This window comes from Nocardioides segetis (assembly GCF_051390595.1).
Lineage (GTDB): Bacteria > Actinomycetota > Actinomycetes > Propionibacteriales > Nocardioidaceae > Nocardioides.
This window is the reverse complement of the sequence record NZ_JBNINR010000003.1, coordinates 295,148-313,247: the sequence shown is the minus strand read 5'-3', so window position 1 is coordinate 313,247 and position 18,100 is coordinate 295,148. Positions and strand designations below refer to the sequence as shown.

General features: G+C 72.6%; 17 protein-coding genes. 15 read left to right on the top strand and 2 right to left on the bottom strand.

What is annotated here, in order from left to right; genetic code table 11:
- The first annotated feature begins 40 nt into the window (after positions 1–40).
- The 9 genes from ACPZVR_RS07735 to hemB all read left to right on the top strand — a co-directional run bounded on the left by ACPZVR_RS07735 (position 41) and on the right by hemB (position 10,096).
- Positions 41–1,660: a class I adenylate-forming enzyme family protein gene (locus ACPZVR_RS07735; protein ID WP_436698997.1), complete on the top strand. Its 1,620-nt coding sequence runs from the start codon at positions 41–43 to the stop codon at positions 1,658–1,660.
- A gap of 23 nt (positions 1,661–1,683) precedes the next feature.
- Complete coding sequence (locus tag ACPZVR_RS07730; RefSeq protein WP_436698996.1) at positions 1,684–1,935, top strand: glutaredoxin family protein; 252 nt, start codon at positions 1,684–1,686, stop codon at positions 1,933–1,935.
- A gap of 224 nt (positions 1,936–2,159) precedes the next feature.
- Entirely contained in the window at positions 2,160–2,858 is a 699-nt protein-coding gene (locus ACPZVR_RS07725; protein ID WP_436698995.1) for a redox-sensing transcriptional repressor Rex, read from the top strand.
- Between the two features lie 76 nt (positions 2,859–2,934).
- A complete protein-coding gene (locus ACPZVR_RS07720; RefSeq protein WP_436698994.1) occupies positions 2,935–4,239 on the top strand; it encodes a glutamyl-tRNA reductase in 1,305 nt (434 codons plus the stop codon).
- Entirely contained in the window at positions 4,236–5,255 is a 1,020-nt protein-coding gene (gene hemC / locus ACPZVR_RS07715; RefSeq protein ID WP_436698993.1) for a hydroxymethylbilane synthase, read from the top strand. Before ACPZVR_RS07720 ends, hemC begins: the two co-directional genes overlap by 4 nt.
- The gene (locus ACPZVR_RS07710) at positions 5,252–6,925 is read left to right on the top strand and encodes a bifunctional uroporphyrinogen-III C-methyltransferase/uroporphyrinogen-III synthase (protein ID WP_436698992.1); all 1,674 of its coding nucleotides are present in this window, start codon (positions 5,252–5,254) and stop codon (positions 6,923–6,925) included. Before hemC ends, ACPZVR_RS07710 begins: the two co-directional genes overlap by 4 nt.
- Before the next feature lie 170 nt (positions 6,926–7,095).
- Complete coding sequence (locus tag ACPZVR_RS07705; RefSeq protein ID WP_436698991.1) at positions 7,096–7,617, top strand: SigE family RNA polymerase sigma factor; 522 nt, start codon at positions 7,096–7,098, stop codon at positions 7,615–7,617.
- A gap of 28 nt (positions 7,618–7,645) precedes the next feature.
- A complete protein-coding gene (locus tag ACPZVR_RS07700) occupies positions 7,646–8,995 on the top strand; it encodes a hypothetical protein (RefSeq protein ID WP_436698990.1) in 1,350 nt (449 codons plus the stop codon).
- Positions 8,996–9,100: 105 nt separating this feature from the next.
- A complete protein-coding gene (hemB, locus tag ACPZVR_RS07695) occupies positions 9,101–10,096 on the top strand; it encodes a porphobilinogen synthase (RefSeq protein ID WP_436698989.1) in 996 nt (331 codons plus the stop codon).
- Positions 10,097–10,373: 277 nt separating this feature from the next.
- Here the strand turns inward: hemB and ACPZVR_RS07690 are convergent, their stop codons facing one another.
- Positions 10,374–11,621: a lytic transglycosylase domain-containing protein gene (locus tag ACPZVR_RS07690; protein WP_436698988.1), complete on the bottom strand. Its 1,248-nt coding sequence runs from the start codon at positions 11,619–11,621 to the stop codon at positions 10,374–10,376.
- A gap of 209 nt (positions 11,622–11,830) precedes the next feature.
- On the opposite strand from ACPZVR_RS07690, the gene hemL reads away from it, so the two are divergent.
- From hemL to ccsB, 6 genes are read left to right on the top strand one after another with little or no spacing between them, the layout of a single operon-like run.
- A complete protein-coding gene (gene hemL / locus ACPZVR_RS07685) occupies positions 11,831–13,144 on the top strand; it encodes a glutamate-1-semialdehyde 2,1-aminomutase (RefSeq protein ID WP_436698987.1) in 1,314 nt (437 codons plus the stop codon).
- The gene (locus tag ACPZVR_RS07680; RefSeq protein WP_436698986.1) at positions 13,141–13,836 is read left to right on the top strand and encodes a histidine phosphatase family protein; all 696 of its coding nucleotides are present in this window, start codon (positions 13,141–13,143) and stop codon (positions 13,834–13,836) included. Before hemL ends, ACPZVR_RS07680 begins: the two co-directional genes overlap by 4 nt.
- Entirely contained in the window at positions 13,833–14,414 is a 582-nt protein-coding gene (locus tag ACPZVR_RS07675) for a TlpA disulfide reductase family protein (protein ID WP_436698985.1), read from the top strand. Before ACPZVR_RS07680 ends, ACPZVR_RS07675 begins: the two co-directional genes overlap by 4 nt.
- Complete coding sequence (locus ACPZVR_RS07670; protein WP_436698984.1) at positions 14,407–15,168, top strand: cytochrome c biogenesis CcdA family protein; 762 nt, start codon at positions 14,407–14,409, stop codon at positions 15,166–15,168. Before ACPZVR_RS07675 ends, ACPZVR_RS07670 begins: the two co-directional genes overlap by 8 nt.
- Entirely contained in the window at positions 15,165–16,784 is a 1,620-nt protein-coding gene (resB, locus tag ACPZVR_RS07665) for a cytochrome c biogenesis protein ResB (RefSeq protein WP_436698983.1), read from the top strand. Before ACPZVR_RS07670 ends, resB begins: the two co-directional genes overlap by 4 nt.
- Positions 16,781–17,812, top strand: coding sequence for a c-type cytochrome biogenesis protein CcsB (gene ccsB, locus ACPZVR_RS07660; protein ID WP_436698982.1), 1,032 nt, complete (start codon positions 16,781–16,783; stop codon positions 17,810–17,812). Before resB ends, ccsB begins: the two co-directional genes overlap by 4 nt.
- A gap of 36 nt (positions 17,813–17,848) precedes the next feature.
- Here ccsB and ACPZVR_RS07655 read toward each other — a convergent pair whose 3' ends face one another.
- Positions 17,849–18,088, bottom strand: coding sequence for a hypothetical protein (locus tag ACPZVR_RS07655; protein ID WP_436698981.1), 240 nt, complete (start codon positions 18,086–18,088; stop codon positions 17,849–17,851).
- Positions 18,089–18,100: the final 12 nt, after the last annotated feature.

The window sequence follows — 18,100 nt, the reverse complement described above, 5'->3', positions numbered from 1 at the left end:
CCGCAGCCTAGTGACAAATGCGCCCGCGTAGGATCCCTCCATGTCGTTGTCGGACGAGACGAGAGCTGTCCCCGACGTGGCTGCCCTCGTCGCGTCCGCCGCCGCCGAGCACCCCGAGCGGCTCGCCGTCGTCGAGGCCGGCGGCCGCGGCCTGACCTGGGCCGAGCTCGAGGACGAGGTCGGCCGCGTCGCCACCGGCCTCGGTCGCGCGGGCGTCCTCGCCGGGCACCGGGTGCTGCTGGTCCTCGGCAACCGGCTGGAGTTCGTGACGTGCTACCTCGGTGTGCTGCGCGCGCAGGCGGTGGCGGTCCCGGTGAACCCGGGATCGACGCCCAGCGAGCTCGCGGCGATGCTCGTCGACTGCGGCGCCCGGCTGGTGGTCGCCGACGCACAGACGGTCACCGCCGTGCGCGACGCCACGGTGCGGCCCGAGGTCGCCACGGCCGCCCATGACGAGCAGCGTCCCGAGCCCCGGATCGTGCTCGTCGGCACGGACCCGCACGACGGCGAGGGCGCGTACGACGACCTCCGCGCCGAGCCCGCCGTGCCGGTGCCGCCGCTCCAGGACCCCGAGAAGCTCGCCGTCCTGCTCTACACCAGCGGCACCTCGGGGCGCCCCCGCGCGGCGATGCTCACCCACCGGGCCCTGCTGGCGAACGTGGAGCAGGTCGCCGCCGTACGCCCGCCCATGATCCACTCCGACGACGTCGTCCTCGGGGTGCTGCCCCTGTTCCACGTCTACGGGCTGGGCGCGGTGCTCGGTGGGGTGCTCCGGCACCGGGCGAAGCTGGTGCTCGCCGATCGCTTCGACCCCGAGGGCACCCTCGACCTCATCGAGGACGAGGCGTGCAGCGTCGTCCCGGTCGCGCCGCCCGTGTTCGCGGCCTGGCGGGGAGTGGACGCCCTGGCCGAGCGGCTCGGTCCGGTCCGGATGATCCTGTCCGGCTCGGCGCCGCTCGCCGCCGAGACGGTCGAGGAGTTCGGCGCGCTCGCCGACGTGGCCGTCCACCAGGGCTACGGGCTGACCGAGGCGTCGCCGGTGGTGACCAGCACCCTCCGCTCCGCCGAGATCAAGCCCGGCTCGGTGGGCGCCGCGCTCGACGGCATCGACATCCGTCTCGTCGACGACGAGGGCCGGCCGCTCGAGGAGGCGGCGGCCGACGACCCCGGCGAGATCCAGATCCGAGGCCGCAACCTGTTCAGCGGCTACTGGCCCGACGGCCAGGACGGCCCCGCCGACGACGGCTGGTGGTCCACCGGCGACGTCGGCTTCCTCGACGCCGACGGCGACCTCTATCTCGTCGACCGGGTCAAGGAGCTCGTCATCGTCTCCGGCTTCAACGTCTATCCCACCGAGGTGGAGGCGATCTTGGAAGAGGTCCCCGGCGTGCGCCAGGCCGCAGTCCTCGGCGTGCCCGACGACCAGACCGGTGAGGCCGTGGTCGCCTACGTCGTGCCCGACTCCGGCGCGATCGCCGGACCCGACGCGGAGGCCCTGGTGCGGGCCGTCGGCGCCACGGCCGAGGAGCGGCTGGCGCCGTACAAGCGGCCGGTCCGGGTCGAGGTCGTCGACGCCCTGCCGCGCACCGTGACGGGCAAGATCCGCAAGGGCGTGCTGCGGGGCGCCGAGCGGCGCAAGGCGCTGGGGATCCTGGAATGACCCGAACGAGTGGAACGAGTGGAATGAGCGGTGTGCCGACCCCGCGGGTCACCCTCTACAGCCGTCCCGGCTGCCATCTGTGCGACGACGCCCGCGCGGTCATCGAGGCGGTGTGCGCCGAGCTGGGGGAGAGCTTCGTGGAACTGTCGATCGACGACGATCCCGCGCTCGCCGACCGATTCGCCCACGAGATCCCGGTGACCTTCGTCGACGGCCGCCAGCACGACTTCTGGCGCGTCAGCCCGGACCGGCTGCGCGCGGCGCTGCGCGGCTGATCTGGTTTCTGCGGTTCAACTACCGATTTTGTCGTCAACCCGCGCGCACGACGACAAATTCGGTAGTTGAACCGCGGAGCGACCCGCCCCGAGCGCGTCCCGGTGTGACGTAGCAGTCGCGCCGTCGAGTTGCGCTTTCGCCCATTTTGTTCTCACGTTCACAAACTCCTACAGTGATCGAGCCGCGCCACTGACGTCCGGTAGAGCGGCTGGAAAGTGGAGCTGTGACCACACGTAGTTCGACGGATGCCGCCCGGGTCATCCCGGAGGCCACGGTCGCCCGCCTGCCTGTCTACCTGCGGGCGCTGACGGCGCTGGCCGACAACGGGATCCGCACCTGCTCGAGCGAGGACCTCGCGACCGCCGCGGGCGTCAACAGCGCCAAGCTGCGCAAGGACCTGTCCTACCTCGGCAGCTACGGGACCCGCGGGGTCGGGTACGACGTCGACTACCTCCGCTACCAGATCGCCCGTGAGATCGGGGTCACCCAGGACTGGCCGGTCGTCATCGTCGGCATCGGCAACCTCGGTCACGCCCTCGCCAACTACTCCGGCTTCCGCAGCCGCGGCTTCCGGGTGGTCGCGCTCCTCGACGCCGACGAGTCGGTCGTGGGGCAGAGCGTCGCGGGCGTCGTCGTCCGGCCCTTCGCCGACCTCGAGGAGATCGTCCGCGAGCACGACGTCGCCATCGGCGTGATCGCCACCCCGGCGGTCGCCGCCCAGGACGTCGCCGACCGGATGGTCGCGATGGGCATCACCAGCATCCTCAACTTCGCGCCCGCCGTCGTGGCCGTGCCCGAGGGCGTCGACGTGCGCAAGGTCGACCTGTCGATCGAGCTGCAGATCCTCGCCTACCACGAGCAGCGCAAGGCCAACGGCGCCGACGCCGCGGCCGCGGTCGAGACCGGGGGAGGCGCGGCGTGAGCGAGCGAAGCGAGCGAGCCATGTCACGCCGCGCGTCCTGCACCTCATCGACTTCCGAAGCGAAGCGAGGACGTCGATGAGCGTGCTGGTCGTGGGCATCTCCCACAACTCCGCGCCGGTGGCCCTGCTCGAGCGGGTCGCACTCGACCACGACGGCGTCCAGAAGCTGATCGCCGACGCCGCGTCGTGCGAGCACGTGAGCGAGGCGACGGTCATCGCCACCTGCAACCGGCTGGAGATCTACACCGAGGTCGAGCGCTTCCACGGCAGCATCGAGCAGATCTCGCGCCTGCTGGTCGACCGAGCCGGCGAGTCGACCGAGGCCATGCTCCCGCACCTCTACGTCCACTACGACGACGGTGCGATCTCCCACCTCTTCCAGGTGGCGGCCGGGCTCGACTCGATGGCCGTGGGCGAGGGCCAGATCCTCGGCCAGACGCGCGAGGCGCTGCGCCGCGGCCAGGAGCTCGGTACCGTCGGGCCCGCCCTCAACCTGCTCTTCCAGCAGGCCCTGCGGGTCGGCAAGCGCACCCGTGCCGAGACCGAGATCGACCAGGTCGCGCCGACCCTCGTCAGTGCCGCGCTCGACGAGACAGCCGGCGTCGTCGGCCCGGTCGAGGGCAAGCACGTCGTCGTGGTCGGGGCCGGGGCGATGGCCGGGCTCGCGACCGCGACCGCCAGCCGCCTGGGCGCCGGGCGGCTCTCCATCGTCAACCGGTCCGTCGACCGGGCCGTGCGGCTCGCCGTGCAGTACTCCGGCGAGGCCGTCCGCCTCGCCGACCTCGGCGACGAGCTGGCCCGCGCCGACATCGTGATCAGCTGCACCGGATCCTCCGGCACGATCATCGACCGCGCGCTGGTGGAGCGGGTCCGCGACACCGAGCGCCCGGTCGCCCTGATCGACCTCGCCCTGCCGCACGACATCGCCCCCGACGTCGCCGACCTGCCCGGTGTGCGCCTGGTCGGCCTCGCCGAGCTCGCCGAGCTGCTCCACGGCGGCGTCACCGGCCGCGAGGTCCAGGAGGTACGCCGGATCCTCGGCGAGGAGGTCACCGCCTTCCTCGCCGCCCGCCGCCAGGCCAGCGTCACGCCGACCGTCGTCGCGCTCCGCTCGATGGCCACCAACGTCGTCGACGCGGAGATGACCCGCCTCGAGGGCCGGCTGCCCCAGCTCGACGACGCGACCCGCGACGAGATCCGCCAGACCGTGCGCCGGGTGGCCGACAAGCTGCTCCACGAGCCGACCGTCCGGGTCAAGGAGCTCGCCAACGAGCAGGGCGCCGTCTCGTACGCCGCCGCGCTGGCCGAGCTCTTCGCGCTCGACCCCGACGCGGTCGACGCCGTCACCCGTCCCGTCGTCGGCGAGGAGGGCCGGTCATGAGCGTCACCGCACCCCTGCGCATCGGCACCCGCCGCAGCGCCCTCGCGACCACCCAGTGCGGGCACGTCGCATCGGCGCTCGCGGACCTCGGCACCGCCGCCGAGCTCGTCGAGATCACCACCGACGGCGACCGCAGCCAGGCCACCGGCATCCCGCTCGCCGGCGGCTCCTCGACCGGAGTCTTCGTCAGCGCCCTGCGCGACGCGCTGCTCGCGGGCGAGGTCGACGTCGCCGTCCACTCGCTCAAGGACGTCCCGACCTACGCCACCGAGGGCATCACGCTGGCCGCCGTACCCCCGCGGGAGGACCCGCGCGACGTCCTCGTCGCCCGCGACGGACTCACCCTCGGCGAGCTGCCGCCCGGCAGCAGGGTCGCCACCGGGTCGCCTCGCCGGGTCGCCCAGCTGGAGGCGCTCGGCCTCGGCATCGACCTGGTCGGTGTCCGCGGCAACGTCGACACCCGGATCGGACGCATCCGCGAGGGGGTGTACGACGCCGTGGTGCTCGCCCGGGCCGGCCTGGCCCGCCTCGGCCGGCTCGACGAGGTCACCGAGGTGCTCGACCCGCTGCGTGTCCTCCCCGCTCCGGGCCAAGGGGCCCTGGCCGTGGAGTGCCGCAGCGACGACAGTGCCACCCTGGCGCTGCTCGCCCGGCTCGACGACGGTGCCACCCGTGCCGCCGTCACCGCGGAGCGCCGCCTCATGGCCACGCTTGAGGGCGGTTGCACCGCGCCGATCGGCGCCCTCGCCGAGATCGCCGAGGGCGACGAGGGGCCCGAGCTGTGGCTGCGCGCGGTGATCCTCTCCGAGGACGGAGCCCTCGCCGTACGCCGCTCCGCCTCGGTCGCCCTGGCGGCCGACCCGGCGTCCTGGCCCGGCACCGCCGCCCGGCTCGGCGACGACCTCGGCGCCGAGATGCTGGCCGACGGCGCCGCCGAGCTGATGGCCCAGCTCAACCGCTCCACCGACTCGAACGCCCACCCGTCCGCACGATCTGCAGAGGTGCCCAACCCATGACGCGAGCCACGCCAGCCAAGAAGGCTGCTTCGACTCCCGCCGCCGCCCAGGTCCACCCCGGAGGCCCCGGATTCACGGCCTTCGTCGGCACCGGTCCCGGCGACCCCGACCTGCTGACCGTGCGTGCCGTCCGGCTGATCCAGGACGCGGACGTCGTCATCACCGAGGAGCCCCGCCACGCCGACCTGGTCGCGGTGGTGCGGGCCCGGGCGGAGCGGGTCGGTGACGAGCCCGTCGCCGAGCCGGAGATCGTCGACGGCGGCTTCGGCGAGGACGGCCAGCCCCTCACCCACGCCGCGCGCGCGAAGGTCGTCGTGAAGCAGGCCAAGCGCGGCCTGCGGGTGGTCCGACTGCTCGGCGGAGACCCGTTCCTCTACGCCTCCGGGCCCGAGGAGGCCCAGGCGGTGGCCAAGGCGAACCTCGCGTTCGAGGTCGTCCCGGGCGTCTCGTCGGTGGGCGCCGTCCCGGCGTACGCCGGCATCCCGCTGACCACCAAGGACCACCGGGAGATGGCCGTGGTCACCTGCGGCGAGAAGGTCGACTGGACGCGGTACGCCGACACGCCGACCCTGGTGCTGCTCTCGGCCGTCGGCCAGATCGGCGACATCGCCAAGCAGCTGATCGCGATCGGCCGCTCCCCGCAGACCCCGGTCGCGATGACGCGGGTCGGCACCACGACCGAGCAGCAGACGATCACCTCGACCCTCGAGCGGATCGCTGCCGACGCCCGCGCGGCCCGGATCTCCCCGCCGGCGATCACCGTGATCGGCGCCGTCGTCGACCTGCGTGAGAAGCTCTCGTGGTTCGAGACCAAGCCGCTGTTCGGCTGGCGGGTGCTGGTGCCGCGCACCAAGGAGCAGTCCGCGTCGCTGTCGGAGCGGATCCGCGAGTTCGGCGGCGTGCCGGAGGAGGTCCCGACGATCTCCGTCGAGCCGCCGCGCAACCCGCAGCAGATGGACAAGGCCGTCCGCGGTCTCGTCGAGGGTCGCTACGAGTGGATCGCGTTCACCTCGGTCAACGCCGTGAAGGCGGTGCGGGAGAAGTTCGAGGAGTACGGCCTCGACGCGCGTGCCTTCTCCGGGCTCAAGATCGCCGCCGTCGGCGACAAGACCGCCCAGGCGATCGCCGACTGGGGTCTGCGCGCCGACCTCGTCCCGTCGGGCGAGCAGTCCGCCGCCGGGCTCCTCGAGGACTGGCCGGAGTACGACGAGCAGCTCGACCCCATCAACCGGGTCTTCCTGCCGCGCGCGGACATCGCGACCGAGAACCTCGTCGCCGGCCTGATCGACCTCGGCTGGGAGTGCGACGACGTCACGGCGTACCGCACCGTGCGGGCGGCCCCGCCGCCGGCGCCGACCCGCGACGCGATCAAGACCGGCAAGTTCGACGCGGTCGTGTTCACGTCGTCCTCGACCGTGCGCAACCTGGTCGGCATCGCCGGCAAGCCGCACCCGTCGACGATCATCGCGGTGATCGGTCCCGCCACGGCCAAGACCGCCGAGGAGCACGGCCTGCGCGTCGACGTCCTGGCCCCCAAGCCGGACGTCGAGCTGCTCGTCGAGGCACTCGCCGGCTTCGGCGCCAGCCGCCGGGTCGCGATGCTGGAGGCCGGCGAGCCGGTCACCAAGCCCAGCGACCGGAAGCCGTCGTCGCGTCGCAAGAAGGCCTGACCCGGCGCAGATTGAATCGCAGACAACGCCGACCCGGCGCAGATTGAAGTCTTTGTGTTCAATCCGCGCCGGGTCGGCGTGTCTCGTTGTTCAATCTGCGCCGGGTCGGCGAATCCGTGCAACCTGGACGGGTGGTCACTGCGTTGAGGCGGTCATGGAGCGGATGACCGATGCGTGACGAGGACGAGTTCGTCGCCTTCGCCCGAGGGGCGCGCGACCGGCTGCGCCGCACGGCGTACCTGCTGTGCGGCGACTGGGACCGGGCGGCGGACCACGTCCAGGACGCGCTGATCCGGGTGTACGTCGCCTGGCCCCGGCTGACCCGGGCCGGGCGTGAGTACGCCTATGCACGCAAGGCCCTGGTGAGCGTCGTACTCGACCATTCCCGACGGCGCTCGAGCACCGAGCTGGTCGTGGAGGCCGATCCCCAGCGTCCGGACGGCATCGACGTGGCCGAGCTGGTGAGCGCCCGCGCGACCCTGCTGCAGGTGATGGACGAGCTGCCGCCGCGGCAGCGGGCGTGCGTGGTGCTGCGGTACTTCGACGACCTCAGCGTCGCCGACACCGCGCGGGCGCTGGGCTGCAGCGAGGGCACCGTCAAGAGCCAGACCGCGCGTGCGCTGGACCGGCTCCGCTCCGTGTTCGAGGACTCGTCGTTGGGCGAGCTGACCCTGGGAGCCGGAAAGTGGTGACGACCGTGGAGCTGACCGTGGAGATGACATGGTGAACGAGATGCGGGCCCTGCTGCGCGAGGCGGCGGCGACCCCGCCGGCCGACGACATCGACCTGGCCGCGGTGCTCACCGGCGGCCGGCAGCGGGTACGCCGCCGCCGGGCCGGGCTCGCTGGTGGTCTCGCCGTCGCGGTGATCGGGGTGGTGGCCGCCGGCAGCCTGGTGCAGCAGGGCACGGACGGCCGGGACGCGCCGGCCGCGAGCGTCGTACCCCGCCCCGAGGGGCCGGTGGTCCGGCTCTCCGACGCGCGGCAGGCGAAGGAGGGGGCCGACTACGACCTCCTGACGAGCTACACCAACGAGGACCTCGACGCGGCGAACGGGCAGTACTACGACGGCGTCACCGACGACGGGCTGATCCTGTTCCGCGACGGCCCGCACGGTGCGCGCAACAAGATCCGCTACGCCCTGCTCGACCCCGCCACGGGCGAGAAGGACTGGCTGCCGCCGATGGGCTTCGCCGACCAGGTCTGGCCGGCCGAGCTCGGCGCCGACCGGCTGGTGCTGACCTCCACCCGGGCCGGCGACGGCGCCGATCTGAAGGGCCGGCTCCAGGCGCACGTCTACGATCGCTCGACGCGTTCCTGGTCGACCGTCACCTGGCCCGGACTGCCCGACATCACCGGGCTCCGGAGCCCGGTGATGGGTCCCGACGGCCGGCTGTACGTCGGCGCGCCGGCGACGGAGGGCGCGCCGCCGCCCGGCGGCTGGCCGATGGGGCCCGACGGCGAGGCGGACGACGCGGGCGCGGAGGGCGACACCTACGACCTGTGGTCGGTGTCGCCGACGGACCCGGCCGACGTACGCGACGAGGGGCTGCGGGTCGGCGCCGTCGCGTTCACCGACGACGCGATGGTCTGGAGCGCCCGGACCAACGGCAGGAACGACCGGATCCATGTCCGCGACCTGGCCACCGGTGCCGAGCGGGACTTCGACCCGCGGTCGGGGGAGCGGTGCAACCTGCTCGGCTTCGGGGCGCTCGACGACCGGATCGTGCTCAGCCAGTACTGCGGCACCTACGACAACGGCCGCGACGACCGGATCCAGATCCTCACGACGGACGGCGACCTGGTCGCCACGATCCAGGACGACGGCATCAGCGGCTGGGTGACCGGCGGTGTGGTGAAGGTGAGCTCCTACCACCGCGGCCGGGCCGGGACGTTCGTCTACGAGCCCGACAGCGGGAGGTTCGCGCGCGTGTCCGACGCCAACTCGTCCTACGGGCTCGGCGGACCGACACCGGAGGGCTACCTCCTGTGGGACACGCCCGTCGGCGCGGCGGGCAGCCCCCAGGAGCCGATCCCCGGCGCCACCCAGTGGCTCGCCCGCTGGCGCTGAGCCCGCGCCGAGGGGCCTGCGCGACAATGGGGAGGTGAATCACCCCACGAAGCTCCGCGCCTCCGCCGCCGCGCTCCTCCGCCGCACGATGTCGCCGGGACCGCGATGAACGAGATCCTGCGTCCGATCGTCCGACCCCGGCGCCTGCGGACCACGGCGGCCATGCGGGACCTCGTGGCCGGGAGCACCCTGCGCCCCAGCCAGCTGGTGCTCCCGGCCTTCGTCCGGGAGGGTGCGACCGAGCCGATCCCGATCAGCTCGATGCCGGGCGTCGTGCAGCACACCCGCGACTCGCTACGGCGGGCGGCGGTCGAGGCGGCCGAGGCCGGGCTGCGCGGCATCATGCTGTTCGGCGTACCGGAGACCAAGGACGCCACCGGCACCGGCGCGACCGACCCCGACGGGATCCTCAACGTCGCCATCGCCGACATCGTCGAGGAGGTCGGCGACGCGCTGGTCGTGATGGGCGACCTGTGCCTCGACGAGTTCACCGACCACGGCCACTGCGGCGTGCTCGACGCGACCGGTCGGGTCGACAACGATGCCACCTTGGAGCGGTACGCCGACATGGCCGTCGTCCAGGCGCGCGCGGGTGCCGGCATGGTCGGCCCCAGCGGCATGATGGACGGCCAGGTCGCCGTCGTCCGCGACGCCCTCGACCGCGCCGGGTTCACCGACACCGGGATCCTCGCCTACTCGGCGAAGTACGCCTCCGCCTTCTTCGGCCCCTTCCGCGAGGCCGTCGACAGCGCGCTGCAGGGCGACCGCCGCACCTACCAGCAGGACGGCCGCCGGGACGCCGGCGAGGGCGTCCGGGAGGCGCTGCTCGACATCGAGGAGGGCGCCGACGCCGTCATGGTGAAGCCGGCCCTGGCCTACCTCGACGTGCTGCGCCGCGTGGCCGACGCCGCGTCCGAGCTCGGTGTGCCGACAGCGGCGTACAACATCTCGGGTGAGTACTCCATGCTCGAGGCCGCCGCCGCCCACGGCTGGATCGACCGGGAGCCCGCGATCCTCGAGACGCTCACCTCGATCCGCCGCGCCGGCGCCGACATCATCCTCACCTACTGGGCCACGGAGGCCGCAGAGCTGCTTGTCTAGGCCGAGCGGGTCGGATATCGAGCTCGCCGCCCGGTCCTCGCTGCGCTCGGACCGCGGGCGTCGCTCGATGCGGCTGCGCCGCCGTCCGCCCCGCTGCCGGCCACGCGGTCGAGTCGCGTAGGTCCACCGTCCGCCTCGCGGCAAGACCCAGCCGTTGGGGCCGAGCGGGTCGGATATCGAGCTCGCCGCCCGGTCCTCGCTGCGCTCGGACCGCGGAACGGCAAGAGCCCCGGGCTGGGGGGCAGGGTCCGGGGCTCTTGCGGGTCGTGCGGGGTGACTACGGCGTCTTGAGGCCGTAGCTCAGCAGGCAGTTGAGCAGCTGCACCGTCTGGGTGAGCTTGGGGAACTCCTGCTGGCAGGCGGTGGCCGCCTCCTGCTTGGTGAGCAGGCCGAGGACGCCGCTGATCAGGTTCGAGGTGACCGCGCCGACGCCCTCGTCGACGCCCGTGACGACATCGTCGAGCGGGGCCGGGAGGGTGGGTGCGACGCCGCCACCGCCGCCACCGCCGTCGCCCTTGCCGCCGCCACCGGTGTTGCCGCCACCCGTGCTGCCGCCGCCACCGGTGTTCCCGCCGCCGGTGCCGCCGGTCGCGCCGGTGGTCGGGTCGGCGCTGGGCGTCCCCGTGGTCGTCGAGCCCTTCGAGCCCTTGTCCTTCTTGATCGCGCCGGGGCTGCGGACGTCGAAGCTCGGCGGCTCCGGCACCACATAGCCCGCGGCGGTCGCGTTGTTGGGGACCGAGGTGAAGTCGCCCTCGAGGTAGGCGTTCATGATCTTGAGGACCAGGTCGACGTAGGCCTGGCTGTGGTTGTAGCGGTAGACCGCGGCGCGCTGGCCGACCACCGTGGAGAGGTCGCCGTCGCCGGAGCAGAGGTAGACCGCGGCAGCGAGGGCCGCGTCGTCGATGTCCTGCGGGTTGCGGGCCGCGTCGTCGTCGGCGTCGACGCCCACGACCTGCCAGGTCGACGGGATGAACTGCATCGGGCCGACCGCGCGGTCCCACTGGGTGTCGTTGTCGTAGACGCCCGCGTCGGTGTCGGAGATCGCCTTGACGCCGTTCTGGCCGTCGAGCGCCGGGCCGTAGATGCCGGGGGTGGCGACGCCGTCGTTGTCGAGGACGTTGCCGCCGACGCGGCCGTGGTTGGACTCCACCCGGCCGATCGCGGCGATGAGCTGCCAGGTGATGTTGCAGGACTCGTCGGCCGAGTTGATGACCGTCTCGGCGCGCTGGTAGGCCGCGAGCGCGGCGGCGGGGATCGCGTTGGTCGACGCGGCGGAGACGATGCCCGCCTCGTTGCCGTCCTCGAGGCCCTCGACGGCGGACGGGTCGGAGAGGCTCGCCGGGTCGTCGATCGACTCCTCGGGCACGCTGGTGCCGTCGGTCACCTGGCCGGGCGTCTCGGCCGCCTGAACGGGCGAGCCGACGCCACCGATGCCCGCGACCGACGCGGTCCAGGCCGCCGACAGCAGAGCGAGCGGGATGATGGTGGCGACGCGCTGCAGTCGCCCCAGACGCTTCCTCGACATGTCCTGACTCTCTCCCCTGGCCACGAGTGGCCCCGTCGCGTGGGCTCTCCCTCAGTGCCCACCTGTGCACTGAGTCAACGAATCGTGACACACCGACGTTACGGGTGTCACATGATCCCGCGCACAACTCGGTGGACGTGCTATGGGCCCGACGCACGAAGACCGACGGCGATGACGGGTCGTTGGGACCCATCGGCGACAATGGCGCGGTGTCCGCACTTCCGACATCCAGCTCCGAGGCCCTCTTCGCCCGGGCGCGTGGGGTGACCCCCGGCGGCGTCAACTCCCCGGTGCGAGCGTTCAACGCGGTCGGCGGCACGCCCCGCTTCATCCGGTCGGCGACCGGGCCGTGGCTGACCGACGTCGACGGCAACGAGTACGTCGACCTGATCTGCTCCTGGGGCCCGATGCTGCTCGGCCACGGGCACCCGGCGGTCGTCGAGGCGGTCCAGGCGGCCGTGAGCCGCGGGACGTCGTACGGCACGCCGACGGAGGGCGAGGTGGCGCTCGTCGAGGCGATCGTCGCCCGCACGCCGGTCGAGCGGCTGCGCCTGGTCTCCTCGGGCACCGAGGCGACCATGTCGGCGATCCGGCTCGCCCGCGGGTTCACCGGCCGCGACGTGGTCGTCAAGTTCGCCGGCTGCTATCACGGCCACGTCGACTCGCTGCTCGCCGCGGCGGGCTCGGGGCTGACGACCTTCTCCATCCCCGGTACGCCGGGCGTGCCCGCGAGCTCCACCGAGCTCACCCTCGTGCTGCCCTACAACGACCGCGAGGCGGTGACCGCGGCGTTCGCCGAGCACGGCGACCGGATCGCCTGCCTGATCACCGAGGCGGCCCCGGGCAACATGGGCGTGGTCCCGCCGGCGCCGGGCTTCAACCGGTTCCTCGCCGAGACCTGCCGGTCCCATGGCGCGCTGTTCGTCAGCGACGAGGTGATGACCGGCTTCCGGGTCTCGAAGGCGGGTCAGTGGGGCACCGACGGCGCCGTCGAGGGATGGGTCCCCGACCTGATGACGTTCGGCAAGGTGATGGGCGGCGGCTTCCCCGCCGCGGCGTTCGGCGGCCGCGCGGACGTGATGGCCCACCTCGCCCCCGAGGGCCCCGTCTACCAGGCCGGCACGCTCGCCGGGAACCCGGTCGCCACCGCCGCCGGCCTCGCGACGCTGACCGCCGCGACCGACGACGTCTACGCCCGCCTCGACGTCGTCGCCGACGCCCTGCGGGCCGGGATCGCGGAGTCCTTCGCCGCGGCCGGGCTGCCGCACGTCATCCAGTCGACCGGGTCGATGTTCTCGGTGTTCCTCACCGCCGACCCGGTGACGGACTTCGCGCAGGCGCAGGGCACCAGCGTGCCGGCGTACGCGGCCCTCTTCCACGCGATGCTCGACCAGGGGGTGCACCTGCCGCCGTCGGCGTTCGAGGCCTGGTTCGTCTCCTCGTCCCACGACGACCGCGCCGTCCAGCAGGTCCTCGACGCGCTGCCCACGGCGGCCCGCGCGGCGGCGGAGGCGATCCGATGAGCACGCCCGACACGATCGTCCACCTCGTCCGCCACGGCGAGGTCCACAACCCCGAGGGCATCCTCTACGGCCGGCGCGACGGCTTCCATCTCTCCGACCGCGGCCGCGCCATGGCCGACCGGGTCGCCGAGGCGCTCAAGGGCAACGACATCACCGTCCTCCGGTCCTCCCCGCTGGAGCGCGCGCAGGAGACCGCCGCGCCGCTGGCGGCGGCCCTCGGCCTCGAGGTCGGGCGCGAGGCACGGGTCATCGAGTCGGAGAACCGGTTCGAGGGGATGACCTTCGGGCGCGGCAACAACGCCCTGCGCAACCCGCTGCTGTGGCGCCACCTCTACAACCCGTTCCGACCGTCATGGGGCGAGCCCTACCGGGCGATCGTCGAGCGGATGATGGCCGCGGTCCACGACGCGCGCCGGGATGCCGCGGGCCACGAGGCCGTCCTCGTCTCCCACCAGCTCCCGATCTGGACGACGCGGCTCGCGGCGGAGAAGCGCTCCTTCCTCCACGACCCGCGCAAGCGCCAGTGCACGCTGTGCTCGATCACGTCGTTCGGGTTCGCGGGGGAGGAGCTGGTCGAGATCTCGTACGCCGAGCCGGCGATCGACCTCATCCCGACCGGTGACATCGCGGCGCCGTTCTCGGCCGGCGACGCGCCCGAGGAGAACCGGCCCGAGGGGACGCCCTCGGCATGAGACGCGTGTTCGCCGCCGCGGTCCTGGCCGGCGTGGTCGTCTCGGCCTCCGCCTGCTCCACGATCGGCGGGACGGGCGATCTCGACTACATCTCCGGAGACGGCAAGGTCGTCCTCGTCGACGAGGGCGACCGCGAGGATCCGCTCGACATCAGCGGTACGACGGTGCAGGGCGAGCCGCTGGACGTCACCGACCTGCGGGGCAAGGTCGTGGTCCTCAACGTGTGGTGGTCCGGTTGCGGCCCGTGCCGCACCGAGATGCCGATGCTCGTCGACGCCGACAAGGAACTGGCCGAGGAGCAGCCCGACCAGGTGGCCTTCGTCGGCATCAACATCCGCGACCTCGCCGCCGAGACGGCGGCGGCGTTCGAACGGGACCGGGGCGTCGACTACCCGTCGCTCTACGACCCCGGCAGCGAGACCCTGCTCGACATGGGGCGCTACGCGCCCTACGCGCCCCCGGCGACGCTCGTCCTCGACCGCGAGGGCCGCGTGGCCGCGCTCATCAACGGGGCCATCCCGTCGAAGACGACGCTGACGGCGCTGGTCGAGGACACCCTGGCGGAGACCGATGGTTGAGTGGTTCCAGGAGCAGGCCGTCGCCGGCTCGCTCGGGCTCGCGGTGCCCATCGCCGTCTTCGTGGGCCTCGTCTCCTTCTTCTCCCCGTGCGTGCTCCCGCTGCTGCCGGGCTATCTCTCCTACGCGACCGGCCTCTCGGGCGCCGACATCGTCTCCGGTGAGGTCGGCCGGCGACGGGGCCGCATGCTGCTGGGCTCCGTGCTCTTCGTGCTCGGCTTCGCCGTCGTCTTCGTGCTCATGGGCGCCGCCTTCGGGTCGGTCGGACGCTCGTTGCGGCGCTGGGACGACGAGATCCAGATGGGACTCGGGGCGATCCTGATCGTCCTCGGGCTCGTCTTCGCCGGCGCGCTCCCGTGGCTGCAGCGCGACCTGCGGGTCCACCGGATCCCGGCGGTCGGCCTGGGCGCCGCGCCGGTGATCGGTGCGCTGTTCGCGATCGGCTGGTCGCCCTGCGTCGGGCCGACCTACGGCGTCATCGTCAACCTGACCTACGTCGACGCCACGGCCATGCGCGGCGCCCTGCTCTCGCTGTGCTACGCCCTGGGGCTCGGCATCCCGTTCATCGTCGCCGGGCTGGCCTACCGCCGTACCCTCGCCCTCACCGGATTCGTCCGCCGCCACCAGAAGTGGGTCGCGCGGATCGGCGGGGCCTTCCTCATCCTGATCGGCCTCCTCATGCTCACCGGCTGGTGGGCCGAGCTGGTGCAGTGGCTGCAGATCCAGCTGGTCCAGAACTTCGAGGTCTCCGTATGACCACCCGACGTCCCGACCCCGCGCGACGCCCCGGTGAGCTGACCGCCCGCGAGCTGCTGCGGTGGGCGTGGCGGCAGATCACGTCGATGCGGACGGCGCTGCTCCTGCTGCTCCTCCTCGCGCTAGCGGCCATCCCCGGCTCGGTGATCCCCCAGGCCGACGTCGACTCGCTGGCCGTCACCCGGTGGAAGGAGGAGCACCCGAAGCTCACTCCGATCTACGAGAAGCTCGACCTGTTCTCCGTCTACAGCTCGCCGTGGTTCTCCGCGATCTACCTGCTGCTGGTGCTCTCGCTCGTCGGCTGCATCATCCCGCGGCTGTTCGTCTACTACCGCGCGTTGCGGGCCCAGCCTCCGCCGGCGCCGCGCAACCTGAGCCGGATGCCGGTGCAGGCGTCGTACACGACCGACCTGGCCCCGGCGGAGGTGCTCGAGCGGGCGCGCACCGTGCTCGGCCGCCGGCACCGGATCCGGGTGAGGGGCGACGGGGACGACTACGTCGCCGCCGAGCGGGGCTACCTCCGCGAGGCCGGCAACCTGGTCTTCCACCTGTCGCTGCTGATCGTGCTCGCCGGGGTCGCCATGGGCGGCCTGTGGGGCTACCAGGGCGGCGTGATCATCGTGCAGGGCAAGACCTTCAGCAACAACCTCACGCAGTACGACGACTTCAAGCCCGGCGGCCTGTTCCGGCAGAGCCAGCTGGCGAACTTCCGCTTCAGCGTCGACGACTTCTCCATCGACTGGCTCAAGGAGGGCCCGCGCTTCGGCCAGGCCCGCAAGTTCGAGGCGGCACTGACCTACCAGGTCGGCGACGGCGAGCCCAAGGAGTACGGCCTGAGGGTCAACCACCCCCTCGAGCTGAACGGCACCGACGTCTTCCTCATCGGCCACGGCTACGCCCCGGTCATCACGGTCAGGGACGGCACCGGACAGGTCGTCCACACCGGTCCCACGGTGTTCCTGCCGCGCGACGCTAGCTTCCTGTCGTACGGCGTCGTGAAGGTCCCGACGGCGAAGCCGGGGCAGATCGGGCTGGACGGGCTGTTCTTCCCGACCTTCGAGATGGTCGACGGCAACCCGGTCACGGTCTTCGGCGACGACCTCAACCCGACCCTGTCGATGCTCGCCTACACCGGCGACCTCGGCCTCGACGACGGCCGGTCGCAGTCGGTCTACGTCCTCGACAAGGCCAAGGCGACACCGATCACCCAGGCGGACGGCAAGCCGCTGCGCATCGACCTGCAGATCGGCGACACCGTCACCCTGCCCGACGGCCTCGGCTCGGTCACCTTCGAGCGCGTCGACCCCTGGATCCGGGTGCAGATCAGCCAGACGCCCGGCAAGGAGGTCGCGCTGCTCGGCGTGATCCTGGCGCTCATCGGCCTGTGCGGCTCGCTGTTCATCCGACCGCGCCGGGTGTGGGTGCGGGCGGTCCCGCTCGGCCCCGGCGACCCTGGTGACCCCGGGGCGTCGGGCGCAGGCACAATGGACGGAACCGGCGGCACTCGCGTCGAGGTCGCCGTACTCGATCGCTCCGGCAACGGTGAGATGGACGAGATCCTGACCGCCGTCGTGTCGCAGCTCCAGGAGGCATCCGAGATCGTGAGGCAGTCGTGAGCAACACCGCGTGGGAGACGCTGAGCAACCAGGCCATCGGGGCGGCCGGCATCGTCTACTTCGTCGCCCTGGTGGTCTACCTGGCGGAGTGGGCGGCGCTGCGCCAGCCCGCCGCGGAGCGGGTCCTGGTCCGTGCGGGCGGCGCGGAGGACGCGACGCCGGACGACGAGGGTGCGGCGGACACGGCGGCGCCGGCGCGGCGCGGCGAGCGGGTGGCCTTCCTCGGCCGGCTGGGGCTGCTGCTGACCGCGATCGCCTGCGCGGCCCACTTCGTGGGCCTGGTCGCGCGCGGCATGGCCGCCGACCCCAACCGGGTGCCGTGGGGCAACATGTACGAGTTCACGCTCTCCGGCACCTTCGTCGTCGCGCTGCTCTACCTGGTGCTCTACAAGAGGTTCTCGCTCGGCTGGATGGGTCCGCTCGTCGTCGGCTTCGTCGTCGCCACGCTCATGGTGGCCGTGATCTGGCTCTACGACGCGGTCGCGCCGCTGACCGAGTCGCTCAACTCGCCGTGGCTGGTCATCCACGTCGTCTCCGCGGTGATCGCCACCGGCGCCTTCACGCTCGGCGGCATCGTCTCGATCGTCTACCTCGTCCGGATGCGTGCCCAGCGTCGCGCCACCGCCGCGGGCACCGAGCTCGGCGGTTGGCTGGCCCGCGTCCCCGAGCTCGACGCCCTCGACCGCCTGGCCTACCGGGTGCACGCGTTCGCGTTCCCCGTGTGGACCTTCGCGGTCCTCATCACCGGGCCGATCTGGGCGCACGAGGCCTGGTCGCGCTACTGGAACTGGGACCCCAAGGAGGTGTGGGCGTTCATCACCTGGGTCGTCTACGCCGGTTACCTCCACGCCCGCGCCACGGCCGGCTGGAAGGGCCGCAAGGCCGCGATGCTCGCCCTCGTCGGAATGGCCACGCTGTGGTTCAACTTCATCGGGATCAACTACTTCTCGACCACCAGCCAGCACTCGTACGCCGCCGAGCGGGTGGTCGACGCAACGACCGGATCTGTCGCAGAACCCCGGTTCTGAGGGCGAATTCGGCAGGCGAACCGTCGGCCGGCCGGCTCAGGCGTCCGGGTTGTCCGGGGGCTGCGGCTGGTCCTTGTGCCGCTCCTGCTGCCGGCGCCGCCACTCCAGGTCGCGCAGGAAGCTCTCGTCGTCGTCCGGCGCCACCGGACGGGTCGGCGGCTGGGGGCGCGGGGAGGACCGGCGGGCGGGCTGGTCGCCGTAGCCGCGGTCCTGGAGCCAGCGGACCGCGAGATAGGTCAGCGCCGCGAACACGAGGACGACGAGCAACAGCTTCACACCTCCAGGGTA